Genomic DNA, 19227 nt, shown 5'->3' with positions numbered 1-19227 from the left:
ACCATGATTCGATTCAAGTTGAAATTTCATGCGTTATCGCTCCTGTTATTTTTAGCAGCCCCTACATTTGGGCAGTCTGTTAAAAAGAAGCAACAGCAGACAACGCCGCAGTATGTCGTAAATCAAAAGGAGGCACAGGCTTTTGAGATCGCTGCGAATGGTATTTCAGCTTCAATTTATATGGATCCCAATGACTGGAAAGGCGTGATTCGTGCAGGAAAAGATTTGAGTGATGATATTCGGAAAGTTACCGGCAGCGCTTCCCCGGTTTTGGAGCATATAACACCGGGGAAAAACGCTATTGTGATCGGGACTATAGGCAAAAGCAGGACTATTGATAAATTAATTGCAGCAAAAAAAATAGATGTTTCCTCCATAAAAGGGCAGTGGGAATCCTTTTTAATTCAAACAGTAGACGGCCAGTTAATAGTAGCAGGAAGTGATAAACGAGGAACTATTTACGGCATATATGATATTTCCGAAAAAATAGGTGTTTCTCCCTGGTATTTCTGGGCTGATGTTCCCATTAAAAAAACAACTGAACTTTATGTAAAACAAGGCAGATACATTCAGGATTCGCCAAAAGTAAAATACCGTGGTCTTTTTATCAATGATGAGGAACCTTCATTCGGGCAATGGGCAAGAGGTGCTTACGGCGGTATCAATTCGAAAATGTATGCTACTATTTTCGAATTGCTGTTGCGTTTAAAAGCCAATTATTTATGGCCGGCAATGTGGGGAAAATCCTTTAATGAAGACGATCCTCTTAATCCGGTAACGGCCGATGAATATGGAATTGTAATGGGAACTTCACATCATGAACCCATGATGCGTTCCCAGAAAGAATATACAGAAAGGAAAAAAGAAATTGGGGAATGGAATTATGCCACGAACAAAAAAAACATTGATCAGTTTTTTTACGAAGGACTGCAACGCAATAAAAATTTTGATAATCTTATTACCATTGGCATGCGCGGTGAAGGTGATGTGGCAATGGGAGAAGGTAACGATGCAGAAAATATCAGGACACTTCAAAATGTGATTAAGGGACAGCGCGAAATTATTCAAAAAGTATATGACGACAACGCAGAGAATCATCCTCAGGTTTGGGCCATTTTTACAGAAGTACAGCGCTATTATGATGCCGGATTAACAGTACCCGACGATGTAACTCTTTTATTTTGTGATAACAATTGGGGATACATACGACGTACTTTTCCCGAGAAAGAAAAGAATCGAAAAGGAGGAGCCGGAATGTATTACCATATCGACATGAACGGAGGCCCCTGGAACGACCGCTGGATCAATACCACCACTATTCCGAAATTACAGCAGCAATTTAATTTAGCCTATCAATCCGGGATAGATAAAATATGGATTGTAAATGCAGGAGACCTTAAACCTAAAGAGCTTCCTATTGATTTTATACTCCGTTTCGCATGGAATCCTGATGCAATTCCGGCTGATAAAACCCGGGAGTACACAGTTGACTGGGCCAGCAGCATATTTGGAAACGAGCATGCAGAAGAGATTGCCGATATCGTATCAAAATATACTAAGTATAACCTTTGGCGCAAACCCGAAGCACAGGTTGCCAACATTTTCAGTATTGTAAATCATCACGAATCAGACCGCGTACTAAAATTATGGAAAGATTTGTCAGACAAAGCAGAAGCACTTCAGTCAAAAATACCCGCCGGAGCTCAGGATGCCTACTATCAGTTAGTTTTATATCCGGTAAAGGCTTCGGCCGGTGTCGCAGAAATTTATCTTGCAGCAGATAAGAATAACCTTTATCGAAAACAAGGAAGAATGACTGCTAACGACTACTACCAGCGTGCCCGGGCTCTTTTTGAAGAGGACAAAAAATGGAGTACCTGTTATAATGATTCCATAGCACAAGGGAAATGGAAAAACATGATGAACGACATTCATATAGGCTATAAAATATGGTCAATGCCCAAAGCCAATAGTCTGCCTGATATGCAAGAAATCAAACCATTGCCTGAACCCGCCATTGGAGTGGCTCTCGAAGGCAGCGAATTGTCATGGCCCGATACAGCTGAAAAAGCGGCATTGCCCTTATTTGACGGCCTGACCAAATCCAATTATTATATTGATGTATTTAACCGTGGCACAGGATTTTTTGAATTTTCAGCTATAGTAAATAAGCCGTGGGTTAAATTGAGTCAGTACAAAGGTGTAGTTGAAAACGAAACACGTATTCAGGTAGAGATTGACTGGGACGCTTTGAACAGCGGGACTTTTGATGCAGTAATTGAAATCAGACAGGGAAAAAAAGTAATACCGGTGCAAATTACCGCTGTAAAAGCAGCAGTACCGGAAATTAACGAGCCCTACTTTGGAAGTTTAACCGGAGAGTTTTCCATACCCGCAGATAAATACAATGCCAATATACCGGGAGAATCTGCCAAATGGGTGGTTTTGCCGGATTTAGGCAGATCAGGTGCCTGTATGGGAATTGACCCGGTTACCGCGCTAAGCGCAAGTACAGAATCCGCTTCACGATTAGAGTATAAAGTGTTTCTTTCGAAAAAAGGAAAAGCAAAATTTTGTATAGGTATTCTCCCTACCCAGGATATTAACCCGCAGAGAGGACTTCGAATTGCAGCAGCACTGGACAATCAGGCTCCGGAAATTGTAGATGCCCGCAAAGGCCTGGTAGATACTTTTGGGGAATATACCCCTTCAAATTTAGCGCATTCTAAAGTATTAAAACCACTGCCCGCCTTAAACAAGGATATTGATTTTATTGGAAATGGAAAACTCCGACGAAATGAGGTCTTTGATAATTTAAGATGGCTTGATGTCGAACTTGATGCAGAAGAACCGGGAATTCATACCTTAAAAATTTTTATGATTGATCCGGAAGTCGTGCTCGAAAAAATTGTAGTGAATCCCGATAATAAATATCCCAGTTATTTTGGAGCCGTTCCGGTGTGGCATAATGAAAAATAAAAATAGAAAGGCAGAAGAAAAAGCAGAATCCGTATTGTAAACCAAACAGTTTTAAAACTTTAAAAAATAAAAATGAAAAAGGACTATTTAAAAAGGCTATTGTTTTTACATCTTTTCCTTTTAATCTTAGGATGTAAAGGTACTGACAGCGCAATAAAAATGCCGAAGAACTCAAATACCGGGAGCTGGGTTGGTACCTGGGCCTGTGCCCAGATGCAGGTAGAACCAAACAATATGCCTCCTTCGCCGGGTCTTTCAGAAAATACACTGCGACAGGTCATCAGGGTTTCAATTGGAGGAAAGCACATGAGATTGCGTTTTTCTAATATATTTAGTGATCAGCCAACTGTTCTGAAATCTGTTAGCGTTGCAAATGTTGTCAATGCGCCGGCTATTGATCCGAAAACTCAAAAAATACTTAGCTTTAACGGAAATCCGGGAATTACCATGAATGCCGGACAGGAAGTGTTTTCAGATGCTTTTGATTTTGAATTGCAGCCAGGCCAGCTTTTAGCTATTACCATTCATTACGGTGCAACTTCATTAAAAACATCAGGACATCCGGGCTCGCGCACCACATCTTATATTCTTCAGGGGGATAATCTTAACAATGAAGCTTTTGACGGAGCGATAAAAACAGATCACTGGTATTCGATTATGGGACTGGATGTCAGTGTCGGTGAAAAACCGGCTGCTATAGTCTGTCTGGGAAATTCTATTACAGACGGGCGTGGCTCGGGCACCAATAAGCAAAACAGATGGACAGATATCCTGTCGGCCCGATTATCCGCAGATAAGAAAACCGAAAATATAGGAGTTCTGAATTTAGGAATTGGAGGAAATTGTGTCATTAAGGGAGGATTAGGACCTACTGCACTGGATCGTTTTGACAGGGATGTACTTTCCCAAAATGGTGCAAAATGGCTGATATTGCTGGAAGGCATAAATGATATTGGAGGAATTAAACGCGCTGAAGAGGCACCTGCTAAAGCTCAGGAGCTTATTGAAGCCTATAAAGTAATGATTGATAAAGCACATGCGAGGAATATTAAAGTTTACGGTTGTACTATTTTGCCTTTTCAGAAATCATTCTATGATGCTCCTTACAGGCAGGAGGCAAGGAATCTTGTAAATGCATGGATTCGAAATAGTAATGCGTTTGATGCTGTAATTGATTTTGATAAGGCAATGGTTTCAGAAACAGACTCAGGAACTATTTTATCAAACATGCATGACGGCGACTTTTTGCACCCGAACGAACTAGGTTATTTTACAATGGGACAAGCTGTAGATCTTGATTTATTCAAGTAATAAAGTGTGCCGTTTCCTTTTTAAAATTGAATTATATTTTTCACTATTCAGCCTTCAAATGATTTTTGACAATAAAAAATATCTATATTATGAAATTAATAACTAGACTTTTCGCATTTGCAGTTCTTTTTTCAATAACACAAAAGGGGTATTCCCAGGATTCCAACTTTCATATTTATCTGAGTTTTGGACAGTCAAATATGGAAGGATATGCCAAAATAGAACCACAGGATAAAGTAGGTGTCGATGATCGGTTTCAGGTTTTACAGGCAGTCAATTGTCCTGAACTGAAACGTGAAAAAGGAAATTGGTACACCGCCATTCCGCCTTTGTGCCGTTGCAGTACCGGACTAACGCCGGTTGATTATTTTGGACGAAATCTGGTAGCCAATTTACCTAAAAATATAAAAGTTGGCGTAATCAATGTAGCCGTTGGAGGATGCAAAATTGAACTTTTTGACAAAGATAAAGCAGCAGAATATGTAGCAACGGCGCCAGACTGGATGAAAGGCATTCTTAAAGAATACGACGGAAATCCTTATGGGAGACTTGTCGAAATGGCAAGAATTGCGCAGAAAAAAGGGGTCATTAAAGGTATTCTACTGCATCAGGGAGAATCGAATACAGGAGATACACTTTGGACAAAAAAGGTCAAAATTGTCTACGATAATTTAATGAAAGATCTAAATCTGGATCCGAAGAAAGTGCCTCTGTTATCGGGAGAAACTGTAAACGAAGACCAGAATGGTAAATGTGGAAGCATGAATAAAATTATTGCGACACTGCCAAAAACGATTCCAAATTCGTATGTTATTTCATCTAAAGGATGCACGGCAGAACCAGACTTTTTGCATTTTAATGCTGCAGGTTACAGAGACTTAGGAAGACGTTATGCTGATAAAATGCTTTCGTTATTGGGATATAAATTGGCTGATGGAAAAACGCCTTTTATAGTGCAGGCTCCCCTTGGTTTTGACCAGTCAAATTCAAATATACCCACCGGAAAGGTAGAAAGCATCAGTTACGAATCCAAAACAGTTGGTTCGCTGAGAAAAGCAACCGTTTATACGCCTCCTGGATTCAATAAAAAGAAAAAATATCCGGTACTATACCTTTTACACGGAATAGGCGGCGATGAAAAAGAATGGCTAAACGGAGGAAATCCGCAAATTATATTAGACAACCTTTTTGCAGAAGGAAAAATTGAACCCATGATTGTAGTCATGCCAAACGGAAGGGCAATGAAAGACGACAGTGCAACCGGAAATATAATGGCGCCCGATAAAGTACAGGCTTTTGCTGCTTTCGAAAAAGATTTGCTAAATGATCTGATTCCGTTTATCGAAAAAAAATACCCGGTTCTCAAAGACAGAGAACACCGCGCGATCGCCGGATTATCAATGGGCGGAGGACAATCCTTAAATTTCGGATTGGGGAATCTGGATAAATTTGCCTGGATAGGCGCTTTCTCAGCAGCTCCCAATACTAAAATGCCCGAGGAATTACTCCCTAATCCTGAAGAAGCAAAAAAGAAATTAAAACTACTCTGGATTTCCTGCGGTGATAACGACTGGCTTATCGAAAACAGTAAGAGAACGCACCAATATTTATACAAAAATGATGTGCCTCATATCTATTATATCGAGCCCGGAGTCCACGATTTTAAAGTTTGGAAAAACGGTTTATACATGTTTTCACAATTCTTATTTAAACCAGTTGATCAGTCTGTTTTTGCTGCATATACAATTTTAGGCAACCCTGCGGAAACCAATATTCGTAATGCAAAGTATCCTCAAATATTACCGGATAACAGGGTGCTTTTTAAAGTCAATGCTCCCCAAGCATCAAAAGTACAGATCGATTTGGGAAGAAAATATGATCTGACAAGAGATTCAGAAGGATTTTGGACAGTAACTACAGATATAATCAACAAAGGATTTAATTATTATTCCCTGCTGATTGATGGTGTTGCAGTCGCAGATCCGTCAAGTCAGACATTTTACGGTATGGGGCGTATGGCAAGCGGTATCGAAATTCCAAATAAAGAAGGAGATTTTTATGCTTTAAAAGATGTTCCGCATGGTGACATTCGAATAAATCAATACTTTTCAAAAGCCACTAATTCCTGGCGTGAAATGTATGTGTATACACCGCCGGGTTATGAAAATGCTACAGAAAAATATCCGGTTTTATACCTGTTACATGGCGGAGGTGAAGATCAAACCGGTTGGGCTACACAAGGTAAGGCTAATTTAATTTTAGATAATTTAATTGCTGAAAATAAAGCAAAGCCAATGATAATTGCCATGCTTGACGGCAATATGGGAAATACAGGCGGAATTGCAGGTTTTAATGAAAATGCACTTAAAACTTTTGAAAATGAATTAAAAACCGGAGCAATACCTTTTGTAGAAAACCATTTTAAAGTTGCGAAAGACTCTAAAAACAGAGCCTTGGCAGGACTATCAATGGGTGGTTTGCAAACGCTTTATGCGGGCGTTAAAAATTCAGACCTGTTTTCGTATATCGGCGTTTTTAGTTCAGGCTGGTGGGCAAATAATACCACTTTATCTGATCCGCAATACGAGTTTATGAAAAATAATGTTGGGACGATTAATACGAACATCAAAGAATTTTGGATTTCTATGGGAGGTAAAGAAGATATTGCTTTTGAAAATTGTAAAATAATGATGAAAAAGTTCGATCAGCTCGGAATCAAATATAAATACAGTGAGTATTCAGGCGGACATACCTGGCCGGTTTGGAGGCACGATTTATTTATGTTCGCACCATTATTGTTTAATAAATAAAGTACAATGAATAGATTTTTAACATATATCATCACACTTCTTACATTTAGTTTTAATATTTCAACTGTAGCTCAGTCTTTTATAACAACTCAAAAAGCTGGAGATGTTGTCGTACTAAAAGAGAAATCATCACCTCTTTCTTTTTTTGTGAGTACTGGAACTGATGCGGGAATTTTGCGTGCAATCACTAATTTACAAGTTGATTTTGAAAAAGTTACGGGAGAAAAACCGTCGATCTTAAATCAGAAACCAAACTCATCATCACCACTAATTATTATCGGAACAATCGGAACCAATTCTGTTATTGATGATTTAGTTAAGGCAAATAAAATCGACGGAAAACAGCTCAAGGGCAAAAATGAAAAGTTTAGTATTCAGAACATTAAAAATCCATTTAAAGGAGTAGAAGAAGCCATTGTTATTGCCGGAAGTGACAAACGCGGAACGATTTACGGCATTTACGAATTATCGAAACAAATTGGCGTTTCGCCCTGGTATTACTGGGCTGATGTTCCTGTGGAGCAAAAAGAAGCTATTTATTTTGTAAAAGGAATATACAGTGACGGAGAGCCTGCGGTGAAATACAGGGGAATTTTTATCAACGACGAAGCACCGGCATTAAGTGGCTGGTCTAAAACCACATTTGGCGGATTTAACAGTAAGTTTTATGAGAAAGTTTTTGAATTACTGCTTCGGCTAAAAGCCAATTATATCTGGCCGGCCATGTGGGGAAATGCATTTTACGATGATGATCCCGCCAGCGGACCTCTTGCCAACGAAATGGGAATTATCATCGGTACATCACACCACGAACCCATGGCTCTGGCACAAACCGACTGGCACCGATATATTAAAAAAAATAACCTCCCGAATGTTTGGGATTATAATAAAAATAAAACCGTTCTGGATGAATTCTGGAAAGGAGGATTAGAACGCAGCAAAAATTGGGAAAAGCTTATAACCGTAGGAATGCGCGGAGACGGTGATGAAGCCATGAGCGAAGGAACCAACATCGCTTTGCTGGAAAATATCGTAAAAGAGCAACGAAAAATTATTGCTGACGTAACGCAAAAAAAGCCGGAAAAAACACCTCAGGTATGGGCTTTATACAAGGAAGTACAGGACTACTATGATCAGGGAATGCGGGTTCCGGACGATGTTATTTTACTTTTTTGTGATGACAATTGGGGAAATGTGCGCAAACTGCCCGATCTTTCCAAACCCCTTCATAAAGGCGGTTATGGCATGTATTATCATTTTGATTATGTGGGAGGCCCAAGAAATTCAAAATGGATTAATATCAGTCCGATACAAAGAGTCTGGGAACAAATGAATCTCAGTTATAAACACGGAGTTGATAAAATCTGGATTGTCAATGTAGGAGATCTAAAACCAATGGAATTTCCGATCAGTTTCTTTTTAGAAATGGCCTGGAATCCTCAAAAATTCAACTCCCGGAATCTTTTCGAGTTTACACGGAAATGGGCCGTTGAGCAGTTCGGACCGGAACACGCCAAAGAAATCGCCCGACTATTAAACACCTATCCAAAATTCAACCGAAGAGTAACTCCGGAGATGCTGGACAGTAACACCTACAGTCTGGAAAACTACAATGAATTTGAAAAGGTAGTGAATGATTACAAGAGTTTAACACTAGACGCTTATCGAATTTACAATGATATTCCCACTACTTATAAAGATGCCTATTTTCAATTGGTTTTATACCCTATAGATGCCTGCAGCAACCTTTACGAAATGTATTTTGCACAGGCCAATAACAGAAAACTGGCAGCGGAAAAAAACAGCCTTGCCAATATTTTTGCGGATCAGGTGAAAAGCAATTTTGCCAGGGATTCTGTTCTTCAGAATAAATACAATAATGAAATTTCCGGAGGGAAATGGACTCACATGATGGATCAAATGCGTATCGGATACAAAAACTGGCATGATTCTCCTAAAAACAGTATGCCTGAGGTCACTTATATTTCAGAAAAAGATGAGGTAATTCGAAAGCTATTTGTAGAAAAACAAGGCTATGTGGCTATAGAAGCAGAACATTTTTCTAAATCAAATAATTCCGATAATACACACTGGGAAGTGATTCCTGATTTTGGAAAAACAAAAAGCGGTATTACCCTATTTCCACAAAACAGGTATCCGGATCCGAAGGAGAATATTTTTGTTGAATATGAAATTGATTTTGTTTCAACCGGTGAATTTAATGTTGAGCTGCTTCTGGCTCCTACTCTTAATTTTAACAGTAATAAAGGGCTTCGTTACGAAGTCTCTTTTGATGGAGAAAAACCACAGCTTATAAATTTTAACGGACATTACCGTGGTGAATTAGGGAAGTGGCAGGCAGAACACCTGATACATTCGGCGACTAAACATACTATTTCGAAAGCAGGAAAACATGTTTTACGTTTTCGTGTTCTGGATCCCGGAATTGTTCTGGAGAAAATTTTGATCGATACCGGAGGGTTGAAGCCTTCTTACCTTGGCCCTCCTGAGAGTGAAATGATTTCTGAATAGGGTTTTTGAATTTTTGAATCTACAAGTTCACAGAGTATGGGATCAGCTAGTAAAGAAAGGACATCAAGTCCATTTATTTAAATAATATTATGAGAAATTTTTTAATGAAATATAGAATCTCCTATTGCTTACTGGGATTGTTTTTGGCTTCTTCTGCTGCAGCTCAGATGCAGTCCTTTAATTTGAAAGACGTCAGATTAAAAGACGGGCCGTTTAAAAATGCGCAGGATGTTGATCTTAAATATATTCTGGCGCTTAACCCGGATAAACTTTTAGCACCCTATTTTATCGCTGCTGACTTACCTCCAAAATCAGATCGGTACGGGAATTGGGAAAGTTCAGGACTTGACGGGCACATAGCAGGGCATTATCTCTCTGCTTTGGCCATGATGTATGCTTCTACCGGAAATGCAGAGCTTAAAAACCGATTAGATTATATGGTTTCAGAATTAGCGGTATGTCAGGATAAAAATGGCAACGGCTATGTAGGAGGAATTCCTCAGGGAAAGGTTTTTTGGAATCGAATTCATAATGGGGATGTAGACGGAAGTAATTTTGGATTAAATAATACTTGGGTACCACTGTATAATATCCATAAGCTTTTTGCAGGTCTGAATGATGCGTACCAATATACAGGAAATGAAAAAGCAAAGGACGTTTTAATAAAACTGGGTGATTGGTTTATAGAATTAATTCGTCCGCTTTCAGAAGAACAGATACAAAATATATTAAAAACAGAACACGGAGGCATCAATGAATCTTTTGCAGATCTGTACATCATAACCAAAAACATAAAATATCTTGAAACAGCCGAAAAAATTTCGCACTTAGCCCTTCTGAATCCCCTGCTGCAAAAAGAAGATAAATTAACGGGCTTACATGCCAATACCCAAATACCCAAAGTTATTGGTTTTGAGAAAATCGCAGTACTCTCAGGAAATAAGGAATGGTCAGAGGCGGCACAATTTTTTTGGGAAAATGTCACTCAAAAACGAAGTGTAGCTTTTGGAGGAAACAGTTTTGCGGAACATTTCAATCCTGTTGATGATTTTAGCAGTATGGTAAAGTCAAACCAGGGGCCTGAAACCTGTAACTCTTACAATATGGAACGTCTGAGTAAAGCGTTGTTTCTCGATAAAAATGATATATCCTATCTTGATTTTTATGAGCGTACACTTTACAATCATATTCTTTCAAGCCAGCATCCGGAAAAAGGAGGTTTTGTTTATTTTACACCCATCAGACCCAATCACTATCGCGTATATTCTCAACCCGAAACAAGCATGTGGTGTTGTGTGGGTTCAGGACTTGAAAATCATTCCAAATATGGAGAGTTAATTTACAGTCATACCGATAATGATGTATTTGTAAATCTTTTTATCGCTTCAACATTGCAGTGGACCGAAAAAGATATTGAAATAGAACAGCGTACAAAATTTCCATTTGAAAATAGTACAGATCTTATTTTGAAAATGAAGAAAAGCAAAACATTTTCCCTGAACATCCGCTGTCCGAAATGGGCTGAAAATTTTGAAATTTCCATAAACGGTAAAATTCAGAAAATAGAAGCTAAACCATCCAGTTACGTGATTCTTACCAGAAAATGGAAATCAGGAGATCAGATCACGGTTAAATTCAAAACCACTACACATTTGGAAGGTTTGCCAGATGGTTCCAACTGGAGTGCTTTTGTCAATGGCCCTATTGTATTGGCTGCGAAAACATCCAATAAAGATTTAGATGGATTATTTGCCGATGACAGCCGTATGGGACATATCGCAGCCGGTAAATATTATCCTTTGGATCAGGCGTATGAAATGATTGGTGAAAAGTCAGCTTATATCGCAAAATTGAAGGAATTAGGAAACTTGCATTTTCGTTTAGATTCGTTAGAATTACAGCCTTTTTTTGAAATTCATGACTCGAGATATCAAATGTATTTTCAAAATTATACCAAAGAACAGTATCAGGAAAAACATGCTTTATTGAAACAGCAGGAAATTGAAGCATTGGCTTTGGAAGCTAAAACTATCGATAAAATTAATTGCGGCGAACAGCAGTCAGAAGTGGATCATAGGTATAAAGGCGAAAAAAGTGATTCAGGTTATGATGATACAATGGCCTGGAGAAGTACACGATCGTATATTTCCTATCAGTTATTAAATAAAAATAAGTCCGGAAAATATCTGGATATAAGTTGTACAGACGATTCTAAAACAGATAAAATCACCATTTTTATCAATGAAAAACCCACGCAGATTATTTCTCTGCAAAATAAAACCATTCGATTAAATATCGAGAAAATTGAAATTGTAAACATTACAATAAAATCTATTGGCGGCAGCAATAGTCCGAAGTTTCATCAATTCAGAATTTTAAAAGATTAGAAAATGATGCCAAATAAAATAAAAATTAGAAGTGTTTTTTTTAGTCTTGTTCTGCTTTTTACCTGGTGTGACTATGCACAAAATAAGGCTCAGAATCCGGTTATTTTTGCCGATGTTCCTGACATGTCCATCATTCGTGTAAACGATATTTATTACATGAGCAGCACGACAATGCACATGAATCCCGGTGTTCCCATTATGAAATCGAAAGACCTGGTTAATTGGAAACTCATCAACTACGCTTATCAAACATTAGAAGACAATGATGATAGACTAAATTTAAACAACGGTAAAAACGATTACGGAAGAGGTTCATGGGCCAGCAGCCTGCGTTATCATAAGGGTATTTATTATGTAAGTACTTTTTCGGGGACAACCGGTAAAACGTATATTTTTTCTACAAAAGATATAGAGAAAGGCCCGTGGAAAAGAGCAGTTTTGAATAATTCTTACCACGACCATTCTATATTTTTTGACGATGATGGCAAAATTTATATGGTTTGGGGAGCAGGGAAACTGCAAATTGCAGAGCTAAATGCAGACTTATCAGCTGTACAAGAGCAGACAAAAAGAGTGCTGATCGAAAATGCCAGCGCTCCCGCCGGAAATAATATCATGCTGCAATCTGAAGGTTCGCAGCTTTTTAAAGTAAAAGGAAAATATTATTTATTTAACATAGTCTGGCCAAAAGACGGGATGCGAACTGTAATCATACACAGAGCCGACCATATTTCAGGCCCGTGGGAAGGAAAAGTGGCGTTGCAGGACTTAGGCGTGGCACAGGGAGGACTTATCAATACGCCGGACGGAAGATGGTTTGCTTATTTATTTCGGGATTCCGGAGGTGTAGGACGTATTCCTTATCTACTGCCCGTTACATGGGAGGCCGGCTGGCCAGTCTTGGGCGAAAATGGTAAAGTACCCGAATACCTGGATTTACCTGCGGGCAAAGGTTTAATTCCCGGAATTGTACAATCAGATGATTTTAACCGCAAAAAAAACGATGCAGATTTGCCTTTAGCATGGCAGTGGAACCATAATCCCGATAACTCGCTCTGGTCTGTAAAAGAAAGAAAAGGTTATTTAAGACTGAAAACAGCAAGAACAGACAGCAGTTTTGTTCAGGCTAAAAATACACTGACACAAAGAACTTTTGGGCCCGAAAGTACAGGAACTATTCTGATGGAGGTTTCTAAAATGAAAGAAGGCGATTTTGCAGGACTTTCTTTATTACAAAAGAATTATGCACTGATAGGCGTAAGAGCTGAAAAAGGTTCCAAAAAAATGGTAATGATTGAGATGGTCAAAGATAATCCCACAGAAATTCAAAGTATTCCTTTAACGCAGGATAAAGTTTATTTCAAAGCAGAATGTGATTTTAAAAACAAAAAAGACGAAGGAAGGTTTTTTTACAGTTTAGACGGCAAAAAATGGATCAGTATCGGAAATGCAGTAAAATTACCCTACACACTTCCTCATTTTATGGGATACCGCTTTGGCCTGTTTAATTACTCGACTAAAGCTGCCGGCGGATTTGTAGATTTTGATTATTTCCATATTGAGGGTCAGATTTCAAAAAATAAGTAGTATAAGATTTAATCGGTTCAAAATAGTCTTCCTAGTATTCAATTCAAATAGAGAAATCATGAAAATACGTTATCTGTTTATCATAAGTTTATTTTTTGTATTTAATTTAAATGCACAGCAATATCCTTTTAAGGATGCATCTCTTAGTTCGAAAAAGCGGGCAGAAGATTTAATTTCACGATTGACACTTGCAGAAAAAGCGTCATTAATGTGTGACCAAAGTGATGCAATACCCCGCCTTGGAATTAAAAAATTCAATTGGTGGAGTGAAGCTTTGCATGGTTATGCAAATAATGACAATGTTACTGTTTTTCCTGAACCCATAGGTATGGCAGCCTCGTTTGACGATCAGTTACTTTATCGTGTTTTCGATGCCGTGTCAGATGAAGCCCGTGCAAAATATAACCAATGGATACAAAACGGTAATGAGAACAAGCGTTTTCTGAGCCTGTCGGTCTGGACGCCTAATGTCAATATTTTCAGGGATCCGCGATGGGGCCGTGGTCAGGAAACCTATGGCGAAGATCCGTACCTTACTTCCCGAATGGGTATTTCGGTTGTTAAGGGACTCCAGGGGCCGGCAGATTCAAAATACCGCAAACTTTTAGCCTGTGCCAAGCATTTTGCTGTCCATTCAGGCCCCGAATGGAGCAGGCACGAATTGAATTTAAATAACGTAGACCCGCGCGAATTGTATGAAACGTATCTGCCGGCATTCAAAGCACTGGTACAGGATGCCGATGTGCGTCAGGTAATGTGCGCGTATCAGCGTTTAGACGATGAACCTTGCTGCAGTAATACCAGACTCTTGCAGCGTATTCTTCGTGATGAATGGGGATATCAGTATATGGTAGTTTCAGATTGCGGAGCAGTTACTGATTTTTATACCACTCACAAAGTTTCATCAGATGCAGTACATGCTGCTTCTAAAGCCGTCCTGGCAGGAACCGATGTCGAATGTGTCTGGGAAAAATATCCTTTTAAAAACTTACCGGAAGCTGTCGCTAAAGACTTAATAAAAGAAGACGATATCAATAAAAGTTTGCTTCGGGTTCTCACTGGCCGTTTTGATTTGGGTGAAATGGATGATGACGCGATAGTACCCTGGGCTCAAATCCCGGCCTCTGTACTTAACAGTAAAGAACATCAGCAGTTAGCGCTTGAAATGGCTCAGAAATCAATGACGCTTTTACAAAATAAAAACGATATACTTCCTTTAAATAAAGCGATAAATAAAATAGCTGTCATAGGTCCAAATGCAGATAATGAGCCAATGTTATGGGGAAATTATAACGGAACACCCGTTAAAACGATTACCATCAGAAATGGAATCCAGTCAAAAATTCCGGGAAATGAAATTTTTTACGATAAAGCTTGTGATCTGGTAGATGATAAAGTAAACCAAAGTTATTTTAACCAGATTTCATTTGAAGGAAAGAAAGGAATGAAAGCAACCTATTGGAATAATCCAAACAGAGAAGGGAACAGTGTTATATCCCAGCAGATTTTAAATCCGGTAAAAATGACTACTGCCGGGCAGCATGAATTTGCTTCAGGAGTTAAGCTGGAAGGATTTTCAGCAAAATACGAAACAGAATTTTTGGCACCGGCAAACGATACACTTGTTTTTAAAACGGGAGCTACCGGTGTTTTCGAATTAGTAGTTAACGGAAAATCAATCACAAAATATACCAATTGGCGTACTGTTCCGGGAAACATTCCCTTTGTAGTCGAAGCGGGTAAAAAATACAAAATCGAAATACTTTTTGCCCAGTCAAACAACTGGCAGGCTAATCTGGAATTCGATTTTGGAAAAGAATTTAATATTGATTTCAGTTCGTTAATTCAAAAATTAAAAGGCATCGACACTGTAATTTTTGCAGGAGGACTCTCTACCCTGCTTGAAGGAGAAGAAATGCCCGTTTCTTCCCCGGGTTTTAAAGGCGGGGACCGAACGGATATCGAACTTCCGGCTGTGCAGAGAAAATGTTTAAAAGAACTGAAAGCTGCAGGTAAAAAAGTAATTTTTGTAAACTGTTCCGGCTCTGCAATTGCTTTAACGCCGGAGACAGCAAGCTGTGATGCCATTTTGCAAGCCTGGTATCCGGGTGAATCCGGAGGTCAGGCGGTGGCTGATGTCCTTTTTGGAGATTACAATCCTGCAGGAAAACTGCCTGTTTCATTTTATAAAAACTCAGACAAATTAGGCGACTTTGAAAATTATTCCATGAAAGGACGTACGTACCGATATACAACAGATGTTTTGTTCCCTTTTGGTTTTGGGTTAAGTTACTCTAAGTTTCATATTGGCGCTGCAAATCTGAGTAAAACAAGTCTAAAATCTAATGAAAGTGCCGATTTAAACTTTTCAATAGAGAACGTCAGCAAGCGTAACGGAACAGAGATAGTACAGGTGTATGTTCGAAAAGTAAAAGATACAGATGGTCCTTTAAAAACATTAAAAGCATTTAAACGAATCGATTTAAAAGCAGGTGAAAAACAAAAGGTAACGATCAGTTTACCCGCTTCTTCTTTTGAATTTTATGATTCCGTTACCGGAGGGATGAAGGTAGCTCAAGGAGAATACGAGGTGTATTATGGCAATAGTTCAGATGCCAAAGCATTAAAAATGATTAAAGTAAGTGTTCAGTAGCAGGCATTCAACAGGTTCGGTTAAAAAATTAACGGGAGGTCCTGATTTAATACAATTTCAGTTCAGCGCTTTAAAAAGAAATTAAATAAGGCTTACTAAAATAATTCAAAATCATGAAAAAAGTAAAGTTATTACTAATATTTTGTTTGTTTATGATGATCGTTTTCAATGGAAATGCTCAAAGCGATATTAAGCAAAAACCCATTATTCAGACAAGTTATACCGCCGATCCGGCTCCGCTGGTTTATAAGGACACTGTATTTCTGTATACCTCACATGATGAGGATGATGCCACTGGATTTAAAATGCTTAACTGGCTGCTTTACAGCTCAACGGATATGGTCAACTGGACCGATCATGGTATTGTTGCCTCCCTGAAAGATTTCAATTGGGTGAAACCTGATAATGGTGCATGGGCGGTGCAGGCTATAGAACGCAACGGTAAATTCTACCTGTACTGCCCCATGCACGGACAAGGAATTGGCGTTTCGGTTGCAGACACTCCTTATGGGCCATTTAAAGATCCGCTTGGAAAGCGCCTGATTGAAACCGATCATTTATGGAATGATATTGATCCAAATCCGTTTATTGATGATGACGGGCAGGCTTATTTATATTGGGGAAATCCTGATTTATATTATGTGAAACTAAATCCCGACATGATATCTTATTCCGGGGAAGTAGTTAAAGAACCTGTAAAACCAAAGAACTATCAGGAAGGCCCGTGGGTTTATAAACACGAAGGACGTTATTACTTGTCTTATGCATCCACCTGTTGTCCTGAAGGAATTGGTTACGCAATGAGCAACTCACCAACAGGACCCTGGGAATATAAAGGCATGGTGGTCGAAGCGAGTGATAAAACAAGAGGAAATCATCCGGGAATTATTGATTACAAAGGAAAATCATATTGTTTTGGACATAGCTACGATATTTTAAAACGACAAACAGCTACCTTTTACGAAAGACGTTCGGTAGATATGGACGAGATAATTTACAACGAAGACGGAACAATAAAAACGCTGCCCTACTGGTCTGTAGACGGGCCAGAAGCAGTTGGGAAAATAAACCCGTTTAAGCGTGTTGAAGCCGAAACAATGGCATGGAGTGAAGGACTGAAATCTGAAAAAAAGAGTCAGAACGAGGTATTTATAACCAAAATAGACAACAATGATTTCATTGAGGTAAAAGAGGCCGACTTTAACAAAGGGGCGAGAAAATTTGAAGTTACCGCAGCTTCAATTAAAGGCGGGAAAATAGAAATTCGTTTAGACGGCCAAAACGGCCAGATCATAGGAATTTGCGAGATCGGAAATACCGGAGATGTAAATAACTGGAAAAAATTTCAGTGCAAGGTTAAAAAAGTAAAGGGATTGCATAGTATTTTCTTCGTTTTCAAAGGAGATGGAGCGTCTTTGTTTAATTTGGATTGGTGGACGTTTAAATCCTAATTTTAAGGTTTGGATAAAAACATTTACGAAACAAGTAAAAAGCTAATGGCATAATAAAAATGATATGTATTTTAAAAAAATCAGTTTTTTAATATTGTGTATTCTTTCTGTGGCGGGGTCTGCCCAGAACCCAATTGTACAGACCAACTACACGGCAGACCCTGCACCTATGGTATATAATGGCAAAGTCTATTTGTATACCAGCCATGACGAAGACGAGTCTACATGGTTTACCATGAACGACTGGAAATTATACACTACCGAAGATATGGTAAACTGGACAGATCATGGTGCAGTACTGTCTTATAAAAATTTCAGCTGGGCTAAAATGAACGCATGGGCAGCTCAATGTGCAGAACGCAATGGCAGGTTTTATATATACGTACCGATCACAAACAAAGAAGGGCAGGGATCAATAGGAGTTGCTGTTGCAGATAGTCCTTACGGTCCTTTTATTGATCCGTTGGGTAAACCTCTTATCCGCAATAGCAATGCGGATATTGATCCCACCGTTTTTATAGATGATGATGGACAGGCATATCTGTTTTGGGGCAATCCGGAATGTTATTTTGTGAAATTAAACGAAGATATGATTTCGTATAGTGGCGAGATAAAAACAGTTCCCAATACAATTGAATCTTTTGGGAAACGTCTGGGAAAAGAAGATCCTAAAAGACCTACCACTTACGAAGAAGGATCCTGGATTTATAAGCGGAATAATTGGTATTATCTGATTTTTGCAGCGGGACCTATTCCGGAACATATTGGTTATTCTGTGAGCAAAAGCCTGGCGGGTCCCTGGAAATATCAGGGTATTGTAATGCCAACTCAGGGTGGAAGTTTTACAAATCACCCCGGAGTCATTGATTTTAAAGGAAAAACTTATTTTTTCTATCATAACGGAGCTTTGCCGGGAGGCGGAGGTTTCACCCGTTCAGTAGCGGTCGAAGAATTAACGTTTCAGCCGGATGGAAAAATTAAGGAACTCACGATGACAGAAGGAATTAAGAAAGGCATCTCAGTCCTTAATCCCTATATTAAAACGGAAGCAGAAACAATAGCTTGGTCAAAAGATGTAAAAGCTATGCAAAATGAGCAGGTTGGGGTTTTTATCACAGCCCTGAAAAATGATGCTTTTACAAAGGTAAGAGACGTTGATTTTCGAAAAGAAGGACCTTCGACATTTACGGCACGTTTAGGGACTACCCATAACGGGAATGTAACCATGGAAATACGATTGGATAGCCTTGACGGGGAATTGATAGGCACCGTAGAAGTTCCAATGACCGGAGGGAATGATCGATGGGCACTTGTGAAAAGCAATGTCAAAAAAGTTTCAGGCATACATGATATTTATTTTGTGTTTAAAGGGAAAGCTTCCAGTCAGATTTTATATTTTGATTATTGGCTTTTTTCCAGGTAATCATCATAAGTGATCGAAAAAAAAATAGAAACTAATTAACCCATACTCTGTTATGAATTTTAAATATCTTTTATACTTGTGTCTGTTTTGTTTT

At 38.9% G+C, this 19227-nt stretch carries 9 protein-coding genes; all 9 read left to right on the top strand.

What is annotated here, in order from left to right; genetic code table 11:
- Nucleotides 1-3 precede the first annotated feature (3 nt).
- Entirely contained in the window at nt 4-2979 is a 2976-nt protein-coding gene (locus GJU43_RS13445) for a glycosyl hydrolase 115 family protein (protein ID WP_154341269.1), read from the top strand.
- Between the two features lie 72 nt (nt 2980-3051).
- Nucleotides 3052-4290: an SGNH/GDSL hydrolase family protein gene (locus GJU43_RS13440; protein ID WP_154341268.1), complete on the top strand. Its 1239-nt coding sequence runs from the start codon at nt 3052-3054 to the stop codon at nt 4288-4290.
- Nucleotides 4291-4379: 89 nt separating this feature from the next.
- Complete coding sequence (locus tag GJU43_RS13435) at nt 4380-7100, top strand: alpha/beta hydrolase-fold protein (protein ID WP_154341267.1); 2721 nt, start codon at nt 4380-4382, stop codon at nt 7098-7100.
- A gap of 6 nt (nt 7101-7106) precedes the next feature.
- Nucleotides 7107-9632 (top strand): glycosyl hydrolase 115 family protein, encoded by a 2526-nt coding sequence (locus GJU43_RS13430; protein ID WP_154341266.1) that lies wholly within the window; start codon nt 7107-7109, stop codon nt 9630-9632.
- Between the two features lie 89 nt (nt 9633-9721).
- The gene (locus GJU43_RS13425; protein WP_229655058.1) at nt 9722-12019 is read left to right on the top strand and encodes a glycoside hydrolase family 127 protein; all 2298 of its coding nucleotides are present in this window, start codon (nt 9722-9724) and stop codon (nt 12017-12019) included.
- Nucleotides 12020-12022: 3 nt separating this feature from the next.
- A complete protein-coding gene (locus tag GJU43_RS13420; RefSeq protein WP_154341265.1) occupies nt 12023-13606 on the top strand; it encodes a glycoside hydrolase 43 family protein in 1584 nt (527 codons plus the stop codon).
- Nucleotides 13607-13664: 58 nt separating this feature from the next.
- Complete coding sequence (gene xyl3A, locus GJU43_RS13415) at nt 13665-16259, top strand: xylan 1,4-beta-xylosidase (protein WP_154341264.1); 2595 nt, start codon at nt 13665-13667, stop codon at nt 16257-16259.
- A 113-nt stretch (nt 16260-16372) separates the two neighbouring features.
- Nucleotides 16373-17710: a glycoside hydrolase family 43 protein gene (locus GJU43_RS13410; protein WP_154341263.1), complete on the top strand. Its 1338-nt coding sequence runs from the start codon at nt 16373-16375 to the stop codon at nt 17708-17710.
- A gap of 64 nt (nt 17711-17774) precedes the next feature.
- The gene (locus tag GJU43_RS13405; protein WP_154341262.1) at nt 17775-19133 is read left to right on the top strand and encodes a glycoside hydrolase family 43 protein; all 1359 of its coding nucleotides are present in this window, start codon (nt 17775-17777) and stop codon (nt 19131-19133) included.
- Nucleotides 19134-19227 lie beyond the last annotated feature (94 nt).

It is taken from the genome of Flavobacterium sp. LC2016-23, assembly GCF_009674775.1.
Classification (GTDB): domain Bacteria; phylum Bacteroidota; class Bacteroidia; order Flavobacteriales; family Flavobacteriaceae; genus Flavobacterium.
The sequence above is the reverse complement of the archived record's forward strand: the minus strand, read 5'-3'. Positions and strand labels throughout refer to the sequence as shown.